Origin of the sequence: Roseovarius sp. MS2 (assembly GCF_051447875.1) — a bacterium.
Classification (GTDB): Bacteria; Pseudomonadota; Alphaproteobacteria; order Rhodobacterales; family Rhodobacteraceae; genus Roseovarius; species Roseovarius mucosus_A.
Genome location: NZ_JBKHVF010000001.1, coordinates 1,483,797 through 1,508,665, shown reverse-complemented (window position 1 = coordinate 1,508,665; position 24,869 = coordinate 1,483,797). Strand labels below are relative to the sequence as shown.

General features: G+C 60.4%; 26 protein-coding genes. 17 read left to right on the top strand and 9 right to left on the bottom strand.

What is annotated here, in order from left to right:
- Positions 1 to 2 precede the first annotated feature (2 nt).
- Genes ACLGGT_RS07490 through ACLGGT_RS07470 form a run of 5 tightly spaced genes read right to left on the bottom strand, consistent with a single transcriptional unit; the run spans position 3 to position 1,633 of the window.
- Positions 3 to 191, bottom strand: coding sequence for a hypothetical protein (locus ACLGGT_RS07490; protein ID WP_437195501.1), 189 nt, complete (start codon positions 189 to 191; stop codon positions 3 to 5).
- Positions 188 to 400 (bottom strand): hypothetical protein, encoded by a 213-nt coding sequence (locus tag ACLGGT_RS07485; protein ID WP_437195499.1) that lies wholly within the window; start codon positions 398 to 400, stop codon positions 188 to 190. The genes ACLGGT_RS07490 and ACLGGT_RS07485 overlap by 4 nt, the downstream gene beginning before the upstream one ends.
- On the bottom strand, positions 400 to 570 hold the full coding sequence (locus tag ACLGGT_RS07480; protein ID WP_437195497.1) for a hypothetical protein: 171 nt from the start codon (positions 568 to 570) through the stop codon (positions 400 to 402). The genes ACLGGT_RS07485 and ACLGGT_RS07480 overlap by 1 nt, the downstream gene beginning before the upstream one ends.
- On the bottom strand, positions 567 to 1,391 hold the full coding sequence (locus ACLGGT_RS07475; RefSeq protein ID WP_437195496.1) for a ParB N-terminal domain-containing protein: 825 nt from the start codon (positions 1,389 to 1,391) through the stop codon (positions 567 to 569). The genes ACLGGT_RS07480 and ACLGGT_RS07475 overlap by 4 nt, the downstream gene beginning before the upstream one ends.
- The gene (locus tag ACLGGT_RS07470) at positions 1,388 to 1,633 is read right to left on the bottom strand and encodes a hypothetical protein (protein ID WP_437195494.1); all 246 of its coding nucleotides are present in this window, start codon (positions 1,631 to 1,633) and stop codon (positions 1,388 to 1,390) included. Before ACLGGT_RS07470 ends, ACLGGT_RS07475 begins: the two co-directional genes overlap by 4 nt.
- A 105-nt stretch (positions 1,634 to 1,738) precedes the next feature.
- Here ACLGGT_RS07470 and ACLGGT_RS07465 point away from each other — a divergent pair, with 105 nt between their 5' ends.
- The 8 genes from ACLGGT_RS07465 (at position 1,739) to ACLGGT_RS07430 (ending at position 9,730) form a co-directional block, all read left to right on the top strand.
- Positions 1,739 to 2,395: a S24 family peptidase gene (locus tag ACLGGT_RS07465; protein ID WP_081508162.1), complete on the top strand. Its 657-nt coding sequence runs from the start codon at positions 1,739 to 1,741 to the stop codon at positions 2,393 to 2,395.
- 534 nt (positions 2,396 to 2,929) lie between these two features.
- Positions 2,930 to 3,718 carry an extracellular solute-binding protein gene (locus ACLGGT_RS07460; RefSeq protein ID WP_437197401.1) on the top strand — a complete coding sequence of 263 codons (789 nt, stop codon included), beginning with the start codon at positions 2,930 to 2,932 and terminating at the stop codon, positions 3,716 to 3,718.
- Between the two features lie 53 nt (positions 3,719 to 3,771).
- A complete protein-coding gene (locus ACLGGT_RS07455; RefSeq protein ID WP_437195492.1) occupies positions 3,772 to 4,842 on the top strand; it encodes an ABC transporter ATP-binding protein in 1,071 nt (356 codons plus the stop codon).
- Positions 4,843 to 4,846: 4 nt separating this feature from the next.
- Positions 4,847 to 6,199, top strand: a complete 1,353-nt coding sequence (locus tag ACLGGT_RS07450) for an aminotransferase family protein (protein ID WP_081507177.1) — start codon at positions 4,847 to 4,849, stop codon at positions 6,197 to 6,199.
- Positions 6,199 to 7,125: a 3-keto-5-aminohexanoate cleavage protein gene (locus ACLGGT_RS07445; RefSeq protein WP_437195490.1), complete on the top strand. Its 927-nt coding sequence runs from the start codon at positions 6,199 to 6,201 to the stop codon at positions 7,123 to 7,125. The genes ACLGGT_RS07450 and ACLGGT_RS07445 overlap by 1 nt, the downstream gene beginning before the upstream one ends.
- Positions 7,126 to 7,164: 39 nt before the next feature.
- On the top strand, positions 7,165 to 7,608 hold the full coding sequence (locus tag ACLGGT_RS07440) for a GNAT family N-acetyltransferase (RefSeq protein WP_254700041.1): 444 nt from the start codon (positions 7,165 to 7,167) through the stop codon (positions 7,606 to 7,608).
- Entirely contained in the window at positions 7,605 to 8,627 is a 1,023-nt protein-coding gene (locus ACLGGT_RS07435) for a histone deacetylase family protein (protein ID WP_151977675.1), read from the top strand. The genes ACLGGT_RS07440 and ACLGGT_RS07435 overlap by 4 nt, the downstream gene beginning before the upstream one ends.
- A 2-nt stretch (positions 8,628 to 8,629) precedes the next feature.
- Positions 8,630 to 9,730: an NAD(P)/FAD-dependent oxidoreductase gene (locus tag ACLGGT_RS07430; RefSeq protein ID WP_151977673.1), complete on the top strand. Its 1,101-nt coding sequence runs from the start codon at positions 8,630 to 8,632 to the stop codon at positions 9,728 to 9,730.
- A gap of 35 nt (positions 9,731 to 9,765) precedes the next feature.
- On the opposite strand, the gene ACLGGT_RS07425 is transcribed toward ACLGGT_RS07430, so the two are convergent.
- Positions 9,766 to 10,431, bottom strand: a complete 666-nt coding sequence (locus tag ACLGGT_RS07425; RefSeq protein WP_037297925.1) for a GntR family transcriptional regulator — start codon at positions 10,429 to 10,431, stop codon at positions 9,766 to 9,768.
- Positions 10,432 to 10,450: 19 nt separating this feature from the next.
- The gene (locus tag ACLGGT_RS07420; protein ID WP_437195489.1) at positions 10,451 to 13,384 is read right to left on the bottom strand and encodes an FAD-binding and (Fe-S)-binding domain-containing protein; all 2,934 of its coding nucleotides are present in this window, start codon (positions 13,382 to 13,384) and stop codon (positions 10,451 to 10,453) included.
- A 140-nt stretch (positions 13,385 to 13,524) separates the two neighbouring features.
- Between ACLGGT_RS07420 and ACLGGT_RS07415 the strand changes: the two genes are divergently transcribed.
- From ACLGGT_RS07415 to ACLGGT_RS07375, 9 genes are all read left to right on the top strand, one after another.
- A complete protein-coding gene (locus ACLGGT_RS07415) occupies positions 13,525 to 14,709 on the top strand; it encodes a pyridoxal-phosphate-dependent aminotransferase family protein (protein WP_437195487.1) in 1,185 nt (394 codons plus the stop codon).
- A gap of 118 nt (positions 14,710 to 14,827) precedes the next feature.
- A complete protein-coding gene (locus tag ACLGGT_RS07410; protein ID WP_037297832.1) occupies positions 14,828 to 15,802 on the top strand; it encodes a TRAP transporter substrate-binding protein in 975 nt (324 codons plus the stop codon).
- A 118-nt stretch (positions 15,803 to 15,920) separates the two neighbouring features.
- Positions 15,921 to 16,475 (top strand): TRAP transporter small permease, encoded by a 555-nt coding sequence (locus tag ACLGGT_RS07405; RefSeq protein WP_008281236.1) that lies wholly within the window; start codon positions 15,921 to 15,923, stop codon positions 16,473 to 16,475.
- Entirely contained in the window at positions 16,475 to 17,755 is a 1,281-nt protein-coding gene (locus tag ACLGGT_RS07400; protein WP_151977666.1) for a TRAP transporter large permease, read from the top strand. Before ACLGGT_RS07405 ends, ACLGGT_RS07400 begins: the two co-directional genes overlap by 1 nt.
- 10 nt (positions 17,756 to 17,765) lie before the next feature.
- Positions 17,766 to 18,539 carry an enoyl-CoA hydratase/isomerase family protein gene (locus ACLGGT_RS07395; RefSeq protein WP_437195485.1) on the top strand — a complete coding sequence of 258 codons (774 nt, stop codon included), beginning with the start codon at positions 17,766 to 17,768 and terminating at the stop codon, positions 18,537 to 18,539.
- Positions 18,536 to 19,738 (top strand): CaiB/BaiF CoA transferase family protein, encoded by a 1,203-nt coding sequence (locus ACLGGT_RS07390; RefSeq protein ID WP_219434820.1) that lies wholly within the window; start codon positions 18,536 to 18,538, stop codon positions 19,736 to 19,738. The genes ACLGGT_RS07395 and ACLGGT_RS07390 overlap by 4 nt, the downstream gene beginning before the upstream one ends.
- Positions 19,735 to 20,469 carry a 2-keto-4-pentenoate hydratase gene (locus tag ACLGGT_RS07385; protein ID WP_008281232.1) on the top strand — a complete coding sequence of 245 codons (735 nt, stop codon included), beginning with the start codon at positions 19,735 to 19,737 and terminating at the stop codon, positions 20,467 to 20,469. The genes ACLGGT_RS07390 and ACLGGT_RS07385 overlap by 4 nt, the downstream gene beginning before the upstream one ends.
- 220 nt (positions 20,470 to 20,689) lie before the next feature.
- Positions 20,690 to 21,946, top strand: a complete 1,257-nt coding sequence (locus ACLGGT_RS07380; protein ID WP_375554474.1) for a PQQ-dependent sugar dehydrogenase — start codon at positions 20,690 to 20,692, stop codon at positions 21,944 to 21,946.
- The gene (locus tag ACLGGT_RS07375; RefSeq protein WP_151977659.1) at positions 21,946 to 22,530 is read left to right on the top strand and encodes a c-type cytochrome; all 585 of its coding nucleotides are present in this window, start codon (positions 21,946 to 21,948) and stop codon (positions 22,528 to 22,530) included. The genes ACLGGT_RS07380 and ACLGGT_RS07375 overlap by 1 nt, the downstream gene beginning before the upstream one ends.
- Positions 22,531 to 22,594: 64 nt before the next feature.
- Here ACLGGT_RS07375 and ACLGGT_RS07370 read toward each other — a convergent pair whose 3' ends face one another.
- A complete protein-coding gene (locus tag ACLGGT_RS07370) occupies positions 22,595 to 23,617 on the bottom strand; it encodes an aspartate-semialdehyde dehydrogenase (protein ID WP_008281229.1) in 1,023 nt (340 codons plus the stop codon).
- 74 nt (positions 23,618 to 23,691) lie between these two features.
- A complete protein-coding gene (locus ACLGGT_RS07365) occupies positions 23,692 to 24,864 on the bottom strand; it encodes an MFS transporter (protein ID WP_437195484.1) in 1,173 nt (390 codons plus the stop codon).
- Between the last annotated feature and the right edge of the window lie 5 nt (positions 24,865 to 24,869).

Here is a 24,869-nt window from a genome sequence, read left to right as displayed (position 1 = left end):
GTTCACCCTCCGAAACTGGCAAGGGCAAAGAGCAGGGCGAACAGCGCCAAAGCCCCCACCACGTCACCGATGACAGAAAAGACGCCCCGGCCGGAGCAAGCAGACTGGGCACAGCCGGGGCGCAGGGACCGCGCAGCGCACAGGCCAGCACGCACGCGGAGACGAAACTTATGGGCAAGACGGCGGATCATCGGGCACGCTCCCGCACGAACGCTTCCCTGCGGATCGACAGATGATGATCCTCGGCCAAGCGGCTCAGACGCATCAGCGGCAGCGCGCAGCACGGCTCGTCGATATCGCGCACCAACTGCAGGGCCAGCGCCACGCGCTGCACTTGGGGAATGGCCGCGATTTCGGACTGCAACTGCCCAGCGTCGGGAATGAGATCGGATAACCGCATCACATTAAATCCTGTGTTGAAGGGGGAGTTTCATGGGCCACGCCTCGGCTCAGCACCGCGACAGAAAGGCCTGCGGCGACCATGGCCCAGAAGGCGAGGGCAAAGAGGAAGGCTATGGCGAGGCCGCTACCCGGAGGCAGGCGACGTTCGGGTGCGGGGCGCGGGCTCATGCGGCATCCCCCTTTGCAATGTTCAGGGCACAGACAACTTGGCCAAGGACAATTGACTTGGCCGACGCGCCGCTAATGCGGCTCTTGGCGCGCGCCTCGTCGAACATCGTCAGAATGTCGACGCTGTCGAAGATCGCGGGCAGGTCGAGCAACAGAAATCGCTGATTTGTAGCGAGCGCGGGGAGCCAGACCGAGAGAACAGGCCCGACGTAGCTTTCGACGTCCTCACCGGCCGGGCTTTCGCTGATTGCGCGCAGCCCGGACGTGACGGCGGCCGCCTCGCCGTTCTGAACCATCCGGCGAATGAGGTTGGTGGCGTAGACGGTCCGTGGGGGCTTTCTGGACGCGGTGGCGTTCGACGTCGCCAGTTTACACCCTGCCGCCTCGACCGCGTCCTTGCAGGCCACAGCCCACGGCGTGCCCGCCGCCAGTTCTGCGCGGTATATCGTGGGGGCATCCATCGAAATGCGGTCTCGGTTGATCGCGGCAAATCCTGCGGCCTGTTCGGTCGGGGTCATCGGCACCGTCATGGCGGGCAGTTTCTCGATCCCGCAGAGCGCCGCCGCATGCGCGCGGTGCTGGCCGTCCACCACGGCGAGTTTTCCGCCCTCGGTCGGGGCAACAAGGATTGGCTGATATTTGCGCCAGTCAAAGCCGTCGGCGATGCGCTGGATCGCGCAGCGGCCCTTTGCGGTGACGGTGCGCTGATAGCGCCGGTCGATCACTAGGTCAGATAGGTCGGCCCAGATCAGCATCGGCTGCGGTTGATCCGCCAGCGTTGCGGGTTTGAAGCCGGACGTGTCGATAGGGTCGAGGCTCATGCGGCGTCCTCCTGTTTTGCGGATGGGCGGGGGATGTCGCGGGGCCATTCAAGGTCGGTGGGCCAGTTGTCAGAGAACCATTCCGCGACTTTTTGGGCGGTCTTTGTGCGGCAGTCGTAGCCCCCGATTAGCCGCAAGAAGAACTTGCCGTCGTTCACTGCGTAAACGCCTAGCGTCGAAACCTTGAGGCCAGTGTGGCTCGAATAGCTACTGGCCAGTGCCTGGATTTGTTCGGAATTCATGCTCGCGCCCTTATTTGGCATTTGCCCAACTATAATTTAGGGAAATGCCAAATTGCAAGCATTTTTTTATTAGGGCATTTGCCCAAAATGGATTAAGGGAGCGTTATGGACTTTGGATCTCTAGTGCTTGCACGGCTCGAGGAGCTGGGAGAAAATGTGAATAGCTTTGAGGCCAAGTGCGGCTGGCCTCAAGGCTACCTCCGGGCTGTTGTCAGAAACGACGAGAAGCGAACAAGGCCCAATCTGGAGCGGGCTAAGGAGATCGCCGAGGCGCTCGACCTCGACTTCTACATTGGGCCAAAGCGGGAGACCGGAACGGTCTACACCACCCAGATCGACCACGAAGATTTTGCGGCGATCCCGCGCGTCGATGCGCGGCTTGCGGCAGGGGCCGGGGCTTTAAACGGAGAAGTCAGCCTTCAGGGCGCACTTGCGTTTCGCCAGGACTGGCTGCGCGAGCGGGGCATCTCCCCGGCACAAGCTTGTCTTCTTACCGTTGCCGGTGACAGCATGTCGCCCACTCTGCACGACGGCGACCTCGTCATGATCGACGAGCGCCGCACCACAGTTCGAAATCGCCACGTCTACGCCTTCGTCGACGTCGACGGCAGCGCCCGCGTCAAGCGCGTCGAATTGGTACCCGACCAGCTGATCATCCTGACATCTGACAATGCCGCCCACCCGACCGAAACCCGAACCGGCCCGGACATGAACCGCTTGCGCATCCTCGGCGAGATTGTCTGGTCGGCGCATGCGTGGTAGGAAACTCTGCGCGATCAAGGAGCCAAAGATGATTTACTTGCGCATTGCTTCATATGGGTGCTTCGGCGTGGCCGCTCTTTGCGTAATAGCCGCCTTGGCAGCGGAGGATATCTACTTCGCAGTGCCCGCGATTTCAGTCGGACTGGTCGGCATATTGTTCCTCGCGTTTGACCGTGCCTTGCTTCTTCTATCCGACATCAGGGACGCCCTTGTAACCTCCGAGAGCTCCTCGCCGGTAGCCGTTCCGGCGGCCACAGAGACGGCGATAGGGGCAGACATTTCTCAGGGTCTTCAAGACTTGTCGAGCAGACTTGATGCTATGCGCAAACGCAATCCGACCTAAAAAATCACTTCCTACTTCACCTGATAGAAAAGGGTATGGTGTTTTCACCATACCCTTTGTTTTTAAAGCGATATTCCCGATCTCGGAAGCGAGATTGGAACTCGGCGCGCCACTTCCGAGTTCCGGGCCCCTCAAGCGCCTCGATATGGCCCCCTGAACACCCGTGAAATAGCCGTTTAAACCCTGTTTTAATAGGGTTTGGCCGCTTTCTGGCGCTTCCCTCGCCCGCGCCCCTCGTCAGCGCCATTTTTGCCCTATCGGCCCTATTTTGCCCTTCCACTGCAAACTTCGCGTACCGCCGAGTTGTCCGCCCAATTATTCCGCAAAAGCCCTTATTTCATTGGCCCATCCGGCAAAGTCCGGCGTCAGTTCGGTTCTTCCGGCATCACTGTAAACTAAGGTGTAACCCTACAAAGGGCAAGATCGGCGGTTGGTCAGATTGGCGCACGCGGGTCTGGTATGGCGCGTTGCAGACCGGGCAGGACCCGAACAACATTCAGGATATGGAAGCGGTCTGGGATGCGATCCGCAGCCATCGAGATCTGGCGCTGAAATATTGGTCCTCGGGCGCAGAGCTGATGAGCCTTCTGGCCGAAGAAGAGATCTACGTCACCGAAGGCTGGTCTGGCCGCATCGCCGCCCTTCAACAGCAGGGCCACGACATCGGCTATTACGACGCGCCCGGCAGCTTTGCTTGGCAGGAATGTCTGCACGTGCTCAAGGGCAGCCCGGTTGAGGCATGTGAGGAGTTGCTGAACTTTATGCTCGCGCCTGAAACCTCAATCGCTGTGGCCGAGGGGCAGAATTATCCGCCCGCTCTGGATGGGACCAAGGTGGATCTGGGGTCCAAGATCCCAACCCTGCCCGCCTACGACCCAACCGGCACGCTTGAATCGCTGACCTTTGCCAACCCGACGTACTGGAACGGCAATGAGGCCGAATGGTCCGAAACCTTCAGCCGCGTGCAGCGCGGGTATTGAGCCAGAACCGCGTCCCGATATGGGGCGCGGTCCACCCCGAGAGGACCCCGCGAATGAGCGCCGTTACCCTGAAGAACATCGTCAAGCGGTTCGGCACCTTTACCGCCGTTCATCGCACCACACTGGAAATTCCCGAGGGGGCTTTTGTCACGCTGCTTGGTCCGTCGGGCTGTGGCAAGACGACCAATCTGCGAATGATCGCGGGGCTTCTCGATCCCACCGAGGGCGAAATCCTCATTGGCGGCAAGCGCGTCAACGACGTGCCCATTCACAAGCGCAATCTTGGTCTCGTCTTTCAGAATTACGCGCTTTTCCCGCACAAGACTGTGGCAGAAAATGTGGCGTTTGGCCTGAAATACCGCAACGTCCCAAAATCCGAAATTCCAGCCAAGGTGCAGGCTGCGCTTGATCTTGTGCAATTGCCCAATGTCGGGGAACGCTATCCCAAGGAACTGTCTGGCGGGCAACAACAGCGCATCGCCCTTGCCCGTGCCATCGTGATCGAACCAGATGTGCTTCTCCTTGATGAACCGCTCTCGGCACTTGATGCCAATCTGCGCGAAGATATGCGCGTTGAACTCAAACGTATCCAAGAACGGATCGGCGTAACCACGGTCTTTGTCACGCATGACCAATCCGAGGCGCTGGCCATGTCCGATTTGATCGTTGTCATGTCCGAGGGGCGGGTAGAGCAAGTGGGCAAACCCGAAGAAGTTTATAACACGCCGGCCAGCGAATTTGTCGCGAACTTTCTCGGTGCGTCCAATATCTCTGAGGCGCGCTGCGTCGAACATGGCGCAGCGGTCGTCGTGGAGGATGCCATATTCGGCCGAGTGAGCGTGCCCGCCGCCAAGGCGCCTAATCTGTGCGGCACCGGCCCAGCCAAGCTGGTGGTGCGCGCCGAAAAGCTGAGGCTCGCGCGCGATCCCGCGCCCGAGGGTGTGATTTCTGTTCCCGCGACCGTGGAAACAGTGGATTATCAAGGGCAGGCCGTGCGGTATTTCGTGCGTGCAGGTGAGGCGCAGTTACAAGCCATCAACATGATCGACGACCACCCATTTGCGGTGGGCGCTGCGGTGCATCTGCACTTGCGCCCGCAAGATTGTGCGGCGTTACCGGGATAAGACAATGAACGTAAAACCCTCTCACCTTTTCTATCAGGGACGCGAGCGCAAGCCGGTCCTAGATCAGGCGCGCGGCGTCTATATGTGGGACGTGGATGGCAAGCGCTATCTTGATGGCTCATCTGGCGCGATGGTCTGCAATATCGGCCATTCAAACGAAAACGTGCTCGACGCGATGCGCCGCCAGATGGAGAAATCCACCTTTGGCTATCGCTTGCATTTCGAGACCGAGGCATCAGAGAAACTCGCCGCCAAAACCGCCGCCCTCTGCCCTGAGGGGCTGAACCGGGTGTTCTTTGTCTCGGGCGGGTCCGAGGCCGTGGAATCCGCACTGAAGCTGGCGCGCCAATATGCGCTGGCCATCGGAGAGGGCAGCCGTTGGAAGATCATAAGCCGCGCACCATCCTACCATGGCTGTACGCTAGGCGCGCTTGCCATCACCTCTTATGCGCCGCTCACCGATCCCTTTGCGCCGATGATGCAGGCAATGCCGAAAATTCCCGCACCGCGCGCCTATCTCGATGGGCTGGACGCCGATAAAGAGGCGACCGGGCATCACTATGCCGACATGCTCGAGGCCAAGATCATCGAGGAAGGCCCCGAGAGCGTGCTTGCCTTTGTGGTTGAGCCTATCGGCGGCGCATCAACGGGCGCGCTGGTGCCACCGCGCGGCTATATGGAGAGGGTGCAGGAGATTTGCCGCAAATACGGCGTGCTTTTCATTTTGGACGAGGTAATGACCGGCGCAGGACGGACCGGCAAATTCCTCGCCTCTGAGCATTGGAACCTCGCTCCTGACATTATCGTCATGTCAAAGGGCTTTGCCGCTGGATACGTGCCACTGGGTGCGATGGTTGCGCATGAGCGGTTGGTCGAGCCGGTTTTGGACGCTGGCGGCTTTCTCCACGGCTTTACTTACGCAGGCAACCCACTGGCCTGCGCCGCCGGTCTCGCCGTGATCGACGAGATTGAGCGGATGGATTTGGTGGGCAATGCCGCCCGCATGGGTGACCGCCTGCAAGAGCGTTTGCGTGGCTTGATGCAGCGCTATGCCATCATCGGTGATGTGCGCGGCAAGGGGCTGCTGACCGCGTTCGAATTCATGGCGGATCGCGGCACCAAGGCCCCGCTGCCCAAGGGTTTGCGCGCCTTCGACCGATTTGTGCAGATCGCCTATGAGAAAGGTCTGATCGTCTACGCCCGCCGCACCCGTGACGGGGTTGAGGGGGACCATATCATCGTCGCCCCCCCGATGATCGTGACCGAGACGCATCTGGACGAGATCACCGAAATGCTGGATGCATCGCTGGCAGAGTTTACCGATGAAATTCGCCCGGCACTGGAGCGAGCTTTATAATGCGCGAAATCATAATTACTTGCGCACTTACAGGCTCGATCCATACGCCGTCCATGTCGCCGCACCTGCCCATCACCGGCGATGACATCGCCCGCGCAGGGATCGAGGCGGCCGTGGCGGGCGCGGCTATTCTTCACCTGCACGCCCGTGATCCAAAGACCGGGCGGCCCTCTGCAAAACCAGAGCATTTCCAGGCCTTTCTACCACGCCTGAAAGAAGGCTGTGATGCGGTCCTGAACCTCTCGACCGGGGGCAGCGCCACGATGACGCTGGATGAACGCCTCGCCGCGCCGAAAGAGGCCGCGCCGGAAATGGCCTCACTCAACATGGGCACAATGAATTTTGCGCTCTATCCAATGGCAGAGCGGATCGCCGACTGGCAGCACGACTGGGAAAAACCCTTTCTCGAAGGGTCCGACGATCTGGTGTTCAAGAACACGCCCCGCGACATCGCCCGCATTCTGACGCAACTGGGCCAAGAGCGCGGCGCGCGGTTCGAGTTTGAGTGCTACGACCTGAGCCACCTCTATATGCTCCGACATTTCGCGGATCGCGGGCTGATCCGCGCCCCTTATTTCATTCAGTTTGTTTTTGGCGTCTTGGGCGGAATGGGCGCGGACCCCGAGAACCTCACGCATCTTGTGCGCATCGCAGACAAGCTTTTTGGTCAGGACTATATGTTTTCCGTTCTGGCCGCGGGACGGCATCAGATGCCGATGGCGGCGCAGGCGGCGGCGATGGGCGGCCATGTGCGCGTCGGGCTTGAGGATAGTCTGACCATCGGACGCGGCACGCTTGCCCGCTCTAACGCGGAGCAAGTCATCAAAGTGCGCGGCATTGTCGAGGCGTTGGGGCGCGTCGTGGCCAGCCCCGACGAGGCCCGCACTCTGCTGGGCCTCAAGGGTGCTGACCGGGTGGCGATCTGACCGATGGTAGATTTTCGCGCAGTCGAAACAGAGGACGACATGGCGTTGCTAGACGCGGCCCTGCGCCAGCTGAGTGCGGATTTGGGCGATGCGCATAGCGCCGGTCTTGACGCGTTGCGCGCCGGGCTGACAGGCAAGATACCGGCGGCATACGGCCTGCTCGCGCTTGAGGGCGATCTGATCGGTGCGGCCCTCTTTGGCCCGCTTTTTTCCACTGTGCGCGGGGCGGCAGGCGTTTATGTCTCCGACCTTTGGGTCACAAAAGCAGCGCGCGGTCAGGGACTTGGCCGCACGCTTTTGTCCGAGGTAGCGCGCCGCGCAGGTAGGCTGTGGCAGGCGGAATGGATGATGCTGGCGGTTTATGCGCATACACCCGCCTCGCGGCGGTTTTATGAGCGCCTTGGATTCGAGGCGCAACCGCAGGCCACGCAGATGCGCCTGCCGCAGCCTGCGATGCGGCGACTGAAGGGAGAAGACGGATGAAGGCGATTTTCGACGATCGGCAATGGCGACACGACCCCAAACATTTCATGGCGAACGGGGTGATCAAACCCTGCCCCGAGCAGCCTGAGCGTATCGCGCGCCTGACGGACGGGGCCAAAGCAGCCGGTTGTGACTTTGTTGCGCCAAAGGATGCCGGTCTTGGGCCCATCGCGGCGCTTCATTCACCAGAATATGTGACCTTCCTGCGCAACATTTACACCCGATGGCAACGCATCGACGGCGCAGGGGATGAGGTGATCCCAAATGTTCACCCCGCCAATCGCAGCGACAGTTATCCCAAATCCGCCGTAGGCCAAGCGGGCTATCATCAGGCGGATACCGCCTGTCCCATCGGGGCGGGCACATGGGAAGCGGCCTATTGGTCAGCACAGACCGCCATTACTGGGGCCGATATGCTCGCCGCTGGCGAGCGTGCCGCCTATGCCCTCTGCCGCCCGCCGGGGCATCATGCCTTTGGCGATCTGGCGGGTGGGTTCTGCTTTTTCAACAACGCCGGGATTGCGGCAGAGCGGCTGCGCACAAGCGGCCTGCGCCCCGCGATCCTTGATGTTGATGTGCATCACGGCAACGGAACCCAAGGGATATTCTATGACCGCGACGATGTGCTGACTGTCTCGATCCATGCCGATCCGGCGCGGTTCTATCCGTTCTTCTGGGGCCATGCCGATGAGCGCGGCACCGGGCGCGGCACCGGCTATAACCTCAATCTACCGCTTGAGCGCGGCACCGGGGATGACGCCTATCTGAAAACACTCGACACCGCGTTAGAGCGGGTGGCGAATTTCGGGGCTGATGTCGTGGTCGTGGCCCTCGGTCTTGATGCCTATGAGGGCGACCCGTTTCAGGGTCTGGCGATCACCACACCCGGGTTTGCGCGCATCGGGGCCGCGATTGCCGGGCTGGGGATACAGACACTCTTTGTGCAAGAGGGTGGGTATCTCTGTCAGGAATTAGGCCAGAACCTTACATCGGTTTTGACAGGGTATGAGGGGGCTTGATCATGGCCGATGTGATCGTGATCGGCGGCGGTATCGCCGGGATCAGCGCTGCTGCGGAACTGGCGCGCGGCGGGGCTGATGTATTGGTGCTCGAAATGGAGGGGCAGATTGGCTATCACGCCACAGGCCGCTCAGCCGCTATCTTTATCCGCAACTACGGCAATGCCACGCTGCGCGCACTCAATGCCGTGGCAGAACCGATCTTTGAGCAGCCGGGCGAAATCAGCGACCAACCGCTGCTTAGCCCGCGCGGCGAACTTATGGTTGCCTCCGAGGAAGAATTGCCAATCCTCGACGCCTATCTCGACGGCTCGACCGGCATTGACCGGCTGACCGGCAAGGAGGCCGCCGAGATTGTGCCGATCCTGCGCGCCGACCGTATTGCCGGGGCGATGATCGAACGCGGCGCGCGCGGCATCGACGTGGACCGTTTGCTACAAGGCTATGCGCGGATGCTACGCGCAAGAGGGGGACGAATCGTTACAGGTGCTGTGGTGACCGGCCTGTCGCATCGCGCCGGGCTCTGGCAGGTCAAGACCGCACAGGAACAGCATAGCGCCCCGATCATCATCAACGCGGCAGGTGGCTGGGCGGATGACGTGTCCGCCTTGGCCGGAGTGCCGCGCGCAGGATTGCAGCCCTACCGGCGCTCGGCCGCGATCATTCCAACACCCCAGGGCTATGAAACAGAGCATTGGCCGATCTTTGGCTCTATCGCAGAGACATGGTATGCCAAGCCCGAGGCAGGCAAGCTGATGGTTTCCCCCGCCGATGAAGACCCGGTAGAACCGCATGATGCCTGGGCCGATGACATGGTGCTGGCCGAGGGGCTGCATCGGTTCGAGCAGGCAGTCAGCGTGCCGGTGACACGGGTAGAGCATAGCTGGGCAGGCCTCCGCACCTTTGCCCCTGACCGAACGCCCGTAGTGGGATTTGATCCGCGCGCGACAGGCTTTTTCTGGCTGGCCGGGCAAGGCGGCTACGGGGTGCAGACCGCCCCCGCATTGTCACGCCTGACAGCGGCGCTGATTGCGGGGGTGGCACCAGACGTCTCGTCGGAGGTGTTGGCGGCTATGAAGCCGGGGCGGTTCGGGTTGGACTAACAGCATCCCGCTGCACAAGGTCTGCAGCCCTGCGCTCAGGCCTGCGTTTTGGCCTTGATCGATGCGAACTTGCGCAGCAGGTGATCTTTCATCAGTTTACCGCAACGCTCCGCATCCCGCGTGCGCAGCGCGTCCAGAATGGCCTCATGCTCTTCTACTGCCGCGCGCCAGCGTTCGGGGGTCAGGTTGGCCTGATAGCGTGCCCGCTGCACCCGAAAGGCCAAAAGCTCATGCGCGCGCAGCAAAGTCTCATTTTCAGCTGCGGCCAGAACCGCTTTGTGAATGGCTTGATTGATGCGGAAATACGTCGGGCGATCCGCCTCGTCATAGGTCCGTCGCAGGGCCGTTGTCATCTCTGCGATGTCCTGCACGGTCTCTGCGCTTGCCTGCATCGTGGCCAATTCGCCGGCCAAGCCCTCAAGTGCGGCAAGCACGCAGAACACCTCTGCCAATTCCGCCTCGCTCTGACGGGTGATGACAGCGCCGCGATGCGGGATAAGGTCAAGCAATCCCTCTGCCGCCAAAACCTTGAGCGCCTCGCGTAGCGGTGTGCGCGACACGCCGAATTGCTCGGTCAGGGCCTTTTCGTTGATCTTCTCACCGGGCTGCAATTGCCCCTCAAGGATCATCTGACGCAGTCGATTTGTGATCTCAACGGCGAGCGCGGTGCGGCCAATCGGATCGGGTTTGAGGGCGGTCATGGGGGCCTCCGGGCCGGGGTTATCCATCTTTGCGGCCCTCCCTTACAGCATTTTGCGATGCCCTGTCGAAGATTTCCGCGATATGCAGCGCGCGGCGGTCGGTGCCATCTGCGATCTGGTGGCGGCATGAGGTGCCGTTCGCGATCAAGAGATCATCGGATGCTGCGGCGCGCACGGCTGGAAGCAGGGACAGCTCGCCCATTTTCAGGGATACGTCGATGGTTTCAGCCTGATAGCCAAAGGCCCCCGCCATGCCGCAGCAGCTGCTCTCGATAGTCTTTGGATCAAGATCGGGGATCAGCGCCAGCGCCTGTCCCATATCGCCCATCACGCCCGCCGCCTTTTGATGGCAATGGCCGTGGACATGGGCAGTGTGCCCCAAAGGGCCCAGCGGCAGATCAAGCCGCCCGGCGCGCGCCTCGCGCGCGATGAACTCTTCGAAGAGATAGGCATTCTTTGACAAGAGCTGCGCCTCATCCCCCGGCAAGAGCGTGAGAAACTCATCCCGCAACGTGAGCAGGCAAGACGGCTCCAGCCCCACCACCGGCACGCCAGCGCGCACATGCGGCAAGAGCGCATCCAAGGTCCGCCGCGCCTCGGCGCGCGCCTTGTCGATCATCCCCGCCGCCAGATATGTCCGCCCACAGCAAAGCGGGCGACCGGGCGCATGTGCGGTGATCACCTCATAGCCTGCACGGGTCAGAACGCGCAAAGCGGCACGTGGAATCGCTGGCTCCATCCAGCGGTTGAACGTGTCAGTAAAGAGAATGATCTTGCCTGCCTTGGTCGACGAGTGGGCGCGCTTGACCTCAGAGTCCTTGAAAAAATCCCCTCGAAACATGGGCAGAGACCGCGCATGTGCCAGACCGGTAATCCGCTCGCCAAGCCTGGCGAGAAACGGCACCCGGTTGCGCAAGGCGATCAGGCCCCGCAGCGCCACCGCAAGTCGAGCATAGCGTGGCATCTCTGCAATCAGCCGCGCGCGCAGACCGAACCCCAGCTTTTGACCCCGCTGATAGAGCACCTCGGTCTTCATCTTGGCCATGTCGACACCGGTTGGGCATTCGCGCTTGCAGGCCTTGCACCCGACACAAAGCTTCAGCGTTTCGGCCATCTCATCCGAGAAAAGCGCGTTCTGGCCAAGCCGCCCCGAAAGCGCAAGGCGCAGCGTGTTGGCACGGCCTCGTGTTGCGTCGCGCTCATCTCGGGTCACGCGGTAACTCGGGCACATCGCCCCGCCTGCCAGCTTGCGACAGGCGCCGTTGTTGTTACACATCTCGACCGCGCCTTGAAATCCGCCACCCTTGCCTGTCCAGGCAGACCAGTCGTTGCCGGTTTTCAGATCGGCGAAATCATAGCCCGGCGGATAGCGCATAAGGCTGCGGTCGTCCATTTTCGGCGCATGTACGATCTTGCCAGGGTTGAGGCGGGTGTCGGGATCGAACGCCGCCTTGACCTCTTCGAATGCCCTGAGGATTTGCGGACCGAACATCGCCCCATGGAATTCAGAGCGCACAATCCCGTCGCCATGTTCGCCCGAATGCGATCCCTTGTATTCCCGCACCATGGCAAAGGCCGCCTCGGCGATTTCGCGCATTTTACGCACGTCCTGTTCCAGTTTGAGATTGAGGACAGGGCGCACATGCAGGCATCCTTCGGACGCGTGCGCGTACCACGTGCCGGTGGTGCCGTGACTATGAAACACCTCGGTCAGACGATCTGTATAATCCGCCAGATGTTCCAGCGGCACGGCACAATCTTCGACAAAGGACACGGGTTTGCCCGCCTCCTTCATCGACATCATGATGTTGAGACCTGCCTTGCGCAATTCACCAATCTCGGTGGCGAGGGACATATCCCAGACCTCGACCACGCCACCCTCATGGGCGGCACCGCCGCGCCCAAACCCATAGCCAAGGTCCGCCATCGTATCGGCCAGACGGCGCATGTTCTCTTCATTTTCGGGTGGGCTATCGGCGAATTCCACCAGCAGCATGGCAGCAGGCGCGCCGCGCACGAATTGCTCAAGTGTCTTGGCGTAAATGGGAATCGCGCGGGCAAGATCAATCATGGTGCTATCGACCAACTCGACCGAGGTCGGGCCAAGCGCGACCAGCGGCTTGGCGGCCTCCATCGCGGCGCGGAAAGTGGGGAAATGGCAGACACCCAGCACGCGGGTTTTCGATGGCAGCGGTGACAGCTTGATCTCTATCGCGGTCGACGTGGCCAGCGTCCCCTCGGACCCGATCAGCAGATGGGCGAGGTTGATGGGCGCGTCACCGGGGACCAGCGCGTCGATGTTGTAGCCGCCCACGCGGCGTTGCACCTTGGGGAAACGCAACGCGATTTCGCCAGCTTCTCGCGCACCCAGATCAAGCATTTGCCGCAGCAGAGGTTCGGGCACGCGGTTGCCAGAGCCGGGGCCGAAATCGAAGGGGGTGCCATCAGCCAGAAATCCCTCAATCCGGGTTACATTATCCCGTGTCGTGCCATAGCGCAGCGACCGCGAACCGCAGGAATTGTTGCCAACCATGCCACCGATCGTGGCGCGCGACGCGGTCGAGACATCGACAGGAAACCACAGGCCGTGCGGCTTTAATGCGCGGTTCAGATCGTCCAGAACAATCCCCGGCTCGACCACCGCGCGCCGCCCTTCCACATCCAGTTCCAGAATGCGATTGAGGTATTTCGAGCAGTCGACAATCAACCCGGAGTTCACCGTTTGCCCACATTGCGAGGTGCCACCGCCCCGCATCGTGAGCGGCAAACCGGCAGCACGTGCAGCGTCGAGCGCGGCCAGAACATCCTGAGGTGCCTTGGCCAGAATCACTCCTGCCGGCATAATCTGATAGATTGAGGCATCCGTCGCGTAACGCCCACGCGAAAAGGTATCAAAGCGCGTTTCGCCCTGCACCTCGCGGCTGAGGCGGCTTTGTATCGTGCTGTCCAGCATAGGGTCCCGATCCGGTCGATGGTCAGAGTTTGGTCTTGACAGAATATTGAATTCAGAATTCAATTCAACAGAATTCACCTTTGCCCCGGTTCAGATCTTACCGACGGTGGGCAAGGATGCTGTCTATGGGAGGAATGACAATGACCGCTGGCCGCCACTTTCTGCAAATCCCGGGGCCCTCGAACGTGCCGGATCGCATTCTGCGGGCGATGGATTATCCGACCATGGATCATCGCGGCCCGGCCTTTGCCGATGTCGGCCGCAAGGCGCTTGAGGGGATGAAAAGCATCTTCAAGACCGAAGCCCGAGTGGTCATCTATCCCTCATCTGGCACTGGCGCTTGGGAAGCGGCCTTGGTCAACACGCTCTCACCCGGTGACACAGTTCTGATGTATGAAACTGGTCACTTCGCGGCGCTGTGGCAGAAACTGGCACTCAAACTGGGCCTGAACCCGGTCTTTATCGACAGCGACTGGCGCGCTGGGGCCGATGCCACACGGATCGAAGAGCATCTGCGCGCGGACAAGGCGCATGAGATCAAAGCCGTCTGCGTTGTGCATAACGAGACCTCTACCGGCTCTGTGACCGACGTGGCAGCAGTGCGTCGCGCGATGGACGCCGCCAATCACCCGGCGCTCTTGATGGTCGATACGATTTCCTCGCTCGCCTCAGTGGACTACCGACACGATGACTGGGGTGTGGACGTGACCATATCCGGTTCGCAAAAGGGGCTGATGCTGCCGCCGGGCTTGTCGTTTAACGCGGTCAGCGCCAAGGCGATGCAAGTTTCCGAATCTGCCGCGCTGAAGCGTTCGTATTGGAGTTGGGCAGAAATGGCGGGCCCAAATGATACGGGCTACTTCCCCTATACCCCCGCGACAAACCTGCTCTACGGTTTGAACGAGGCAATCGACATGTTGCACGAGGAAGGGCTCGACACTGTCTTTGCCCGGCACAAGCGCCATGGCGCGGCGGCGCGCGCGGCGGTTGAGGCATGGGGCCTAGAGGTGCTCTGCAAGAAAGCGTCTGACCGCTCGCCAGTGCTCACCGCCGTGATGGTTCCCGAGGGGCATTCAGCCGATAATTTCCGTGCCGTGACCCTGCGTAACTATGATATGTCTCTGGGGAATGGTCTGTCCAAAGTGGCGGACAAGGTATTTCGCATCGGTCACTTGGGGGATTTCAATGATCTGATGCTGATCGGCACCCTTGCGGGCGTGGAAATGGGCCTGCGCGATGCGGGTGTGCCGCACCGGGCCGGGGGCGTACAGGCGGCGATGGATTTTTTGGGCCAGAAGTTCGAAAGCGCCCGCGCCGCAGCCTAACGTTATCGGTCCGGGACGGAAGAGGGGCCTTCCCGGACCAACTGTAATGATTGCACAATAAGGAAAGACCAAGGCGCGGCACAGCCCGCGCAGACACGAAAACCAAGGGAGGAAGACAATGAAAAAAGCAATAATTGCATCCGTGGTGGCGTCGTTTGTGGCGGTGCCCGCGATGGCGGCAGATGTCACCATGCGGTTTGGCCATGTGGGCGAACCGGGCTCGCTGTTTGAGGCGACAGCAAACCATTTCGCCGCCTGCGTGGGCGAAAAATCCGGTGGCAAGGCAGAGGTTCAGACCTTTGGCTCGTCGCAGTTGGGCAATGACAAGGAATTGCTGCAAAAGCTCAAGCTGGGTCAGGTCGACTTTGCGTTGCCCTCGTCGGTGATGTCCTCGGTTGATGGGCTGTTCGGTGTTTTTGAAATGCCCTACATCATCAAAGACCGCGACCATATGCGCCGCGTTCAGGATGCCATGATGGACACGTTCCAGACTGCTGCAAACAACAACGGGTATCACATCGTCGGGCTTGCGGAAAATGGGTTCCGGCATATCACCAACAACATCCGGCCAATCAATTTGCCCGAGGACCTGAAGGGGATCAAACTGCGCACGCCCAATGGCGAATGGCGCGTCAAGATGTTCCAAGAATACGGCGCCAACCCCACCCCGATGGCCTTTTCGGATGTGTTTACTGCGTTGCAGACGGGTGTGATGGACGGGCAGGAAAACCCCTATACACAGATCGCGACGGCCAAGTTCCAAGAGGTGCAAAAGTACCTTTCGGTCACGGGCCATGTCTATACGCCAGCGTATATTCTGTCGTCGAAAAAGGGGTTTGACGGGCAGGCAGAGGATGTTCGCGCAGTGCTCGCGGAATGTGCCACAGACACGCAGACCTTTACCTATGAGACGGCTGCACGGATGGAAACCGAACTGCTCGACGTGATCAAGGCTGCCGGGGTCGAGGTGAACGAGGCCGACAAGGACGCGTTCATCGCGGCGTCCAAGCCGGTCTATGACGCTTTTGCAGAGCAGGTCGAAGGTGGGCAAGAGCTGATCGACGCCGTGCTCGCACTTGGTAACGCAAGCTGATCTTACTCTGTGACGGTCCCTGTTCGGGGGCCGTCACAGGCGTTTGTCTACAAGATTTCGCGAACTTGAACCGGCATGCGCATGCCGGGCAACCTTTTGCACCGGAACGTTGCACAACATGACCCCTCTGCTTACCCAAACCAATCGGATCGCAAGCCGCCTGCTTGAATGGATCACGGTTCTGCTGATGGTCGGCTTGACGATCGTCGTGATCGTTGCCGTTATCGCCCGCCTCATGGGCCAGAGTTTCTCTTGGTACGATGAGGTTGCCGCGATCATGCTGGCTTGGATCACCTATTATGGCTCCGCTCTCGCGGCGCTGCATCGGCGTCATATCGGCTTTGACTCGGTCCTTCTCGCCCTACCCACCCGGTACCGGATGATTGCGGTTCTGGTAGGCGAAGCGCTGGTGCTGCTCTTTTTCGTGCTCATGGCGCGCGCCGGGTTTCAGGTGCTTGAAGTGCTGGAAGGCGATACGCTGACCTCGCTTACATGGGTGCCGGTGCAATTGACACAATCGGTGATCCCGATCGGTGCCATCCTCTTTATCATCTGCCAATTGCTCAGCCTGCCGCATTACTGGGTTCAGACATCGCGCGGCATCTCTCTGGAACATGCTGAGATCGAAGAAGAAGTCGAGACCGAACTGGCCAAGAACAAGGAGCGCGTGTGATGCTTATGCTGGGTATTTTCGCGGCCCTTGTGGCGATGATCTGTATCAACATTCCGATTGCCATCGGCTTGGCTCTTGCCGGGGTTTTGGGTCTCTTGCTTACCGAGGGGCCGAGCAGTCTGGTGACCATTGCACTCGATATGTATAGCGGGTCCACCAAGTTTTCGCTGATTGCCATCCCGATGTTCGTGCTGGCAGGGGCCATCATGAATGCGGGCGGTATCACGGACCGGCTGATCAATTTCGTCACCGCCATCATCGGCTTTGTTCGTGGCGGGCTGGCCATGGTGAACATCGGTGTGTCGCTTTTCTTTGCCGAAATCTCTGGCTCTGCGGTGGCGGATGTCGCCGCCATGGGGTCGATCCTGATCCCGCAGATGAAGAAACGCGGGTATTCCAAGGAACTGTCGGCGGCTGTTACCTCGTCCTCGGCCTCGTTGGCGATCATCATCCCGCCGTCGATCCCGATGATTCTTTATGCGGCCTCTTCTAATACGTCGGTCGAACAGCTCTTTGTTGCGGGCGTGGTGCCGGGTCTTTTGGGGGCGGCAGGCCTGATGTTCGTGGCCTATGTCTTTGCCCGCCGCTACAATCTGCCGACGGAAGAGGCATTCAACATTCCCCGCCTGCGCGAGACTTTTGTTGATGCACTGCCCGCCTTCTTGCTGCCGGTAATTATCCTTGGCGGTATTTTTGGCGGCTATGTGACCGCAACCGAGGCGGCTGGTCTTGCCGTGATCGCAGCCATCGTCGTGTCAGCTTGGTATCGCCAAGTGGATATCAAACATCTGCGCCGCGCGATGCTGGATGGGGGCATGCAAACGGCTGTTGTGATGTTGCTGGTCGCGGCCTCAGTTTTGATGGGTGGGTTCTTGACCCGCGCACAGATCCCGCAGCATCTGGCGCAGGGCATTCTCAACATCACCGATCAGCAATGGGCAATCTTGCTCATCCTCAACTTCTTCTTTCTGATCATTGGCTTTTTCCTGCATTCCGCAGCAGCGATCATCCTTGTGATTCCAATCGTAATGCCGCTGATCACGGCGGCGGGTATCGACCCGGTGCATTTCGGCCTTGTGGTTACGCTGAACCTTGCGATTGGTCAGCAGACACCGCCGGTTGCGTCGGTGCTAATTACCGCCTGCGCGGTGGCAAGGGCCAATATCTGGGAGGTATCCAAGGTCAACATCTGGTTCATCTTGGTCCTGTTGGCGGTGCTGATGCTCTGCACCTATGTGCCCTCGGTGCCGCTCTTCCTTGTTGAATACTTCTACCGCTGAGGGGGCGGCGATGACCGAGATTTTGTCGCAGGTCCGGGGGCAGACCCTCTGGATCACATTCAACCGGCCTGATGCGCGCAATGCACTGACCTTTGCGATGTATGAGGGGCTGGCCAGCCTATGCCGCGAGGTGCCGACAGATGGCAGCATCCGCGCGGTGGTGATCCACGGTGCAGGCGGCAAGGCGTTTGCCGCGGGCACCGACATGACGCAGTTTCGGGCCTTTGACAAACCGCAGGATGCGCTTGACTACGAGGCCCGGATTGAGCGTGTCCTAGAAGCGGTCGAGCGCTGTCCCCTGCCAACCGTCGCTGCGATCAACGGCGCCTGTACCGGCGGCGGCGCGGCAATTGCCGGAGTTTGTGACATCCGCATTGCCGCGGCCAATCTGAAGTTCGGCTTTCCCATAGCCCGCACCCTTGGAAACTGCCTGGCCGCCGCCAATCTGGCGCGCCTCTCATCCTTGATGGGGGCCGGGCGCGTGCGCGAGATGATCTTTACCGCCCGCCTAATTGGCGCAGAAGAGGCGCAGGGATGCGGCCTGATCTCGGAAGTGTTGGAGGATGAAGCCGCGCTGATGTCCCGTGCCGGGGCATTGGCCGACACGCTTGCCGAAATGGCCCCTCTCACGCTGAGGGCGACCAAAGAGGCGATGCGCCGCGTAAGCGCAGCCACCCGTGTCGAGGACGCCGACCTTATCGAAATGTGCTACATGAGCCGCGATTTCCACCACGGGCTCGAGGCCTTCCTTGCCAAGCAAAAACCAGAGTGGAGCGGGACATGAACGCCACTGGCCCCCTTGTGGGGATGAAGGTGATCGAACTGGCCCATATCATGGCTGGTCCGGTCTGTGGCCTGATGCTGGCGGATATGGGCGCGGATGTGATCAAGGTGGAAAAGCCGGACGGCGATGACAGCCGGCGCTTTGTTCCCCCTGCGATCAACGGCGAATCTGCTGCCTATATGATGATGAACCGCAACAAGCGGGGTGTGGCACTGAACCTCAAGGACCCGGAGGCGGTCCAAGTGCTGCACCGTTTGCTGGAAGAGGCTGATGTGGTGATCGAGAATTACCGCATGGGCACGATGGAGCGTCTGGGGTTGGGCTATGACGATCTGCGCGCCATCAACCCGCGCCTTATCTATTGCGAAATCTCGGGCTTTGGCCGTACGGGACCGTATGCAGAGCGTGGTGGCTTCGACCTGATCGCCCAAGGCATGTCGGGCCTTATGTCGATCACTGGCGAGGGGCCGGGGCGGCCCCCGGTCAAGACTGGTGCGCCGGTTTCCGATATTACGGCCGGGATCGTGGCGGCGATGGGTGTTTCTGCTGCCTACGCTCGGATGTTGCAAACTGGACAAGGCCAAAAGGTGGATACCTCACTGTTTGAGGCCGCGATCACCCAGACCTATTGGCAATCGGCGATTGCCTTTGCCACTGGCGTGGCACCCGGCCCGATGGGGTCTGCGCATCCTTTGAACGGTCCCTATCAGGCGTTCCAGACCGCCGATGGCTGGATCAACGTGGGGGCCGCCAACCAACGCAATTGGCTGCGGTTTCTCGATGTGATCGAGGCCCCCGAATTGAACGATGACCCGCGCTTTGCCTCAAACCATGACCGCATGCAGCACCTCAGGGAACTCGAAGATATCCTCAACGGCTATCTTCGGCACGAAACGTCCGAGATTTGGCTGGCACGGATGGAAGAGGCCGGTCTGCCTGCCGGCCCCGTGCTGGATATCCTGCAAATGCAGGCCGACCCACAGGCACAAGCCCGCGATATGATTGTTGAAGTGCAGCATCCTGTGGCTGGTCCGGTCAAGACCCTTGGACATCCAGTCAAGTTCGGCGAGACCCCGGCAAACATCCGCTGTGCCGCGCCCGTTCTTGGCCAGCACAGCCGCGAGGTGCTGCGCGAGGCTGGTTATGACACGCAGCAGATCGCGGCGATGATCGCCTCGGGCGCGGTGATCGCAGCATGACCGATCCCCTGACGAAGGCACTGCTGGAGGCGCGGAACGGCGGCCCCAAACTGCCCGATACCTATGGCGAGGGGTTAACGCGCGAGCGCATCTTTGCGGTCCAAACAGAAGTCGCCTCTGCGCTTGGTTCTGTGGGGGGATTCAAGGTTGCTTGCCCGCCCGGCTCGCCCATCATCATCGCCCCTATCATGGCCCACGACATTTACGAGAGCCCCGCGAAAATTTCCCTCTCAGAGGGCGAAGAAGCGGGAGTCGAACTTGAATACGCCTTTCGCCTGATTGCCCCAGTGCCGGATACCGCTGCGTTTGATTTCGAGGCGCGCTTGCGAGACTCGGTAGAACTGCTGCCTGCGTTTGAGTTGGTCCAGAGCCGCCTTGCCAATCCCAAGGGCGCCGGTGCAGCGCTCAAGATGTTGGACAATCAACTCAACGGCGCGGTGGTTCTGGGTGAGGCTTGTCGCGACTGGCAAGGGATTGACGTCACCAGTGCCCAGGCACATCTGACCCTTGGCGATGCCACCCTGCTTGATGGCGTGGCCAAAGTGCCCGGCGAGGGTGCCTTTGCCACGCTCTGCGCTCTTGTGCGCGCCTTGGGGGATCATTGCGGCGGCTTGCAGCCGGGGCATATAGTGATCACCGGATCGCTCAACGGGCTGCCTTGGGTGACGCCGCCGATCACCGCCCAAGGCGAAATCGCAGGCCTCGGCAGCGTCACCATGACACTGGAATGAGACCTAAGACTTTGGTCGTAGAAAATTCAGGCAGCAAACCCTTGTTCCGCCCAAAAACTGCGATAGGGTCTGCATGTGCGAATGCAACGTAAACGGTATTCGCAGGGGCCGCGCGAAGGGGAGAGCGCGTTGGGTCAGCTTGAAGAAGTCTAGGATCACGGCCCTGTCTGGGCTTGGCAAGTCAGACAGGTCGAACGGATTTTCAAACGGGAGGAACCAAATGAAGCATCTGCTGTCATCCATCGCCACTCTGGCGCTCAGCGCCGGGCTTGCCCATGCGCAAGCTGCCAACGTGCCGGACAATCTGGAAAAACTTTCAAATTTTCAGTCCACCGGCGTCACTGATTTCACGTTCATCGAACAGGGCGGCGACTATGCCGAGGGGATCAAGAAAACGCTCGAGCAGATCAGCCTGCCCGACGGGTTCAAGATCGGCCTTTACGCGGTTGTGCCCGATGCGCGCCACATGGCTGTAGGTCCGCAAGGCATCGTGACCTTCGTGGGCACCCGCAAGGACAAGGTGTGGTCCGTTACCGACCGCAACAAGGACCGCGTCGCCGACGAGGTCAAGGATTTCGCCCCTTCGCTCCAATTCTCGATCCCCAATGGCCCCTGCTTTTCCAAGGACGGTTTTCTCTATATCGCTGAACAGAACCGCGTGCTGCTCTTTCCCGCCGCCGAGTTCTTTTACGAAAGCCCGGATGTGGCAGCCTTCAACCTTGTGGCCAAGGGTGATCTGATCCCAGAGGACGAAGAAAGCTTTAACCATACCGCGCGGGTTTGTGACATCGGGCCAGATGGCAAGATTTACATTTCGCTTGGTCAGCCCTTCAACGTGGCCCCCAAGGATCGGCTTGAGAAATATAGCGAGGTGGGCATTGGTGGCATCATCCGCATGAACACCGATGGCACGGGGCGCGAGGTCTTTACCTATGGCGTGCGCAATTCGGTTGGTCAGGATTTCCATCCCGAAACCGGCGAGTTGTGGTGGACAGACAATCAGGTCGACGGCATGGGCGATGACATTCCGCCGGGCGAGTTGAACCGTCAAACCGAGGCGGGCCAGCATTTCGGCCATCCGTGGTATGGTGGTGGATCCGTGCGCACCAACGAGTACAAGGGTGAAGAAGTCCCTGTAGACGTGGTGATGCCTGCCGTCGAAACTGTTGCCCATGCGGCCGACCTTGGCATGGCATTCTATACCGGCAAGATGTTCCCTGCCAAATACAAGAACGCCATCTTCTCGGCGCAGCATGGCTCTTGGAACCGCACTGAACCGGTTGGTGCCCGCGTGATGGTTACGTTCATCGACGCAGAGGGCAATGCCACGATGGAGCCCTTTGCCGAGGGTTGGATCGACGAGAACGGCGAATACCTTGGCCGCCCGGTCGATGTGGCGCAGTTGCGCGATGGTTCGATCCTTGTGTCTGATGACCTTGCCGGGGCGATCTATCGCATCTGGTATGAGGGCAATTGATGCTTAAGGCATGTATCTTGGGTCTGGGCGGGGTTTTCCTCGCCCAGATCGCCATGGCAGAGGGACTGACCGGCGACCCAGAGGCGGGGCGCAAACTGGCCGGTCAATGCCGCACCTGTCACGGTATCGAAGGCATGGCCAAAATGCCCATCGTGCCCCATATCGGCGGCGAGAACCCGGCCTATATCGAGCATCAACTGACCGCGTTCCGCGAGGGGCGGCGGGTGCATGAAATGATGAGCGTGGTCGCGGCAAGCCTCAGCGATCAGGCGATTGCCGATCTGGCGGCCTGGTATAGCAGCCAGACGCCGGTCGCCACTCTGGCCCCAAGCCAGACGGCCGAGAATGCGCCCGAGACCTGCACCGCCTGTCATGGCGCAGATGGGATCGCGCTGATCGACGATGCGCCCAATCTGGCGGGTGAGACGGTGATGTATATCGACACACAGCTCAAGGCATTCCGCACCGGCAAACGTCAGCACGACATCATGAGCGGCATCGCCGCTGAGATGTCGAATGACGAGATCCGCGCGGTGGCTGAATGGTATTCTTCCGTTCAGTTCAAGGTCGCGCCGGTGCAGTAATTGCCCCGAAAATGCAAACGGGCGCGCCTGATAGCGCGCCCGTCTTTAATCTGCCTGAGGTAACTCAGCCCTTTTTCAGCACCCGTTGACCCAGCACTTCAGCGATCTGCACAGCGTTCAGCGCCGCGCCCTTGCGCAGGTTGTCGCTGACGCACCACAGGTTAATGCCATTATCAATCGTCGGGTCCTGCCGAATACGGCTGATGAAGGTGGCGTAGTCACCGACGCATTCGATCGGCGTCACGTAGCCACCGTTCTCACGCTTGTCGATCACCATGATCCCGGGGGATTCGCGCAGGATGTCGCGCGCTTCGGCCTCGTCTAGATGATCCTCGAACTCGATATTGATGGCCTCGGAATGGCCGACAAAGACCGGAACCCGCACGCAGGTGGCTGTAACCTTGATCTTGGAATCGAGGATCTTCTTGGTCTCAGCGACCATCTTCCACTCTTCCTTGGTTTGCCCATCCTCAAGAAATACGTCGATATGCGGGATCACGTTGAACGCGATCTGCTTGGTGAATTTCTTGGCAGGCTTGTCATCGGTCGGGTTGTAGACCGCTTTGGTCTGGTCCCACAGCTCATCCATGCCCTCTTTGCCAGCGCCCGATACCGACTGATAGGTCGAGACGACAACGCGCTTGATGCGTGCGCGGTCGTGCAGCGGCTTGAGTGCCACAACCATCTGCGCGGTGGAACAGTTGGGGTTGGCGATGATGTTCTTCTTGGCATAGCCCATGACCGCATCGGCGTTCACTTCCGGAACGACCAGCGGCACGTCGGGGTCATAGCGATAGAGCGACGAGTTGTCGATCACGACACAGCCCGCCTTGGCCGCCTTGGGGGCGTAGACCTTGGTTGCGTCCGACCCGATGGCGAACAGCGCCATGTCCCAACCTGAGAAGTCGAACGTATCAAGATCTTGGGTCTTGAGAGTTCGGTCGCCAAAGCTGACTTCGGTGCCCAGAGAACGGCGGGACGCAAGTACCGCGATCTCATCGACCGGAAACTCGCGCTCGGCGAGGATGTTCAGCATTTCGCGGCCCACGTTGCCCGTGGCACCTGCGACGACGATCTTGTAACCCATGTGTGTCTGCCTCCATAGCGGGGGTTGCGGTGCGGGTCATACAGGGATTACGGCCAATGTGAAAGGGGCCGCACTCACTCCATGCTGTCGCGACTGAAGAGATAGATCACCAATCCGATGACAAGGGCAAATGCGAACAGCGCAAAAAGCGCTTTGTAGCCCGCGACTGCGCTCCCGGTCGCGGCGGACGCAAAAAGCGGCCCCGAGGCAAATTGCGCCACGCCCGCACCGCCAATGCCAAAGAGATTGAGCAGCGTCACACCCCGCCCTGCCAAATGGGCCGGAAAGAACGCCCTCCCATGCGCGATCAGCACCGGGTATGTGGACCCAGCAAGGCCGATAACCGCCAAGAGGGCAATCGACAGCCCAAGGCTGCGTTCCGGCCAGAGCATCAAAGTCATGAGGGCGACTGCGCAGATGACATTTCCGGTAAAAATCACCCATTTGCGCGACTTGAACACCCGGTCGAGGGGGCCATACGCAAAGGTGCCCGCGATCATCGCCATCCCCATGACCAGCGTCGCCTGTCCGACCTGCACCGTATCAAGCCCAAAGATATCGCGCAGATAGGGACCGGCCCAAAGGCCCCGCAGCCCTGCCGCAGGCGCATAGGCCACAAACATCAGCGGCAGAATGGCCCAAACCACGGGCATCCGGAGCAGATCAAGAAGCGAGCCGCGCGTATCCCCTGCGACTGCCTCTGGGTCGCGCACCAGTGCCAGAATACCCAATGCCGCCGCGACCGAAACCGCCGCCAATCCCCAAAGCGCCGCGCGCCATCCGATTGTTTCTGCCGCCCATGCCATCGGATAAGAGGCCACCAGATTGCCGAATGATCCCACCCCCAGCATGACCGCCGCCAGCGTGGCAAACCGCGCCACCGAGAATTGCCGCGCAAAGATGTAATAAGAAGACATCAGGACCGGCGCGCAGCCTGCGCCGATCAACACCATCGCAAGGTTGATATGCAGCGGGCTGACGGCCATTGCAAAAAGCGCCGCACCACCACCGCCACCCAACAGCAGCAAAGCCGACGCCGTGCGCCGTGGCCCAATCCGGTCGAGCGCCCAGCCCACCGGCAATTGCATCGCCGCGAAGGTCACGAACATCAGACCCGAGGCCGTCGCCAGATCATCCGGTGTGGCCCCGACATCGCGCGCCAAGGGACCGCTCAGCACCGCCAGAAAGGCGCGAAAAAACTGGCTGAGCACATAGGCAAAGCACAGCAGGATCAGTCCGGCGCGCATCAGGT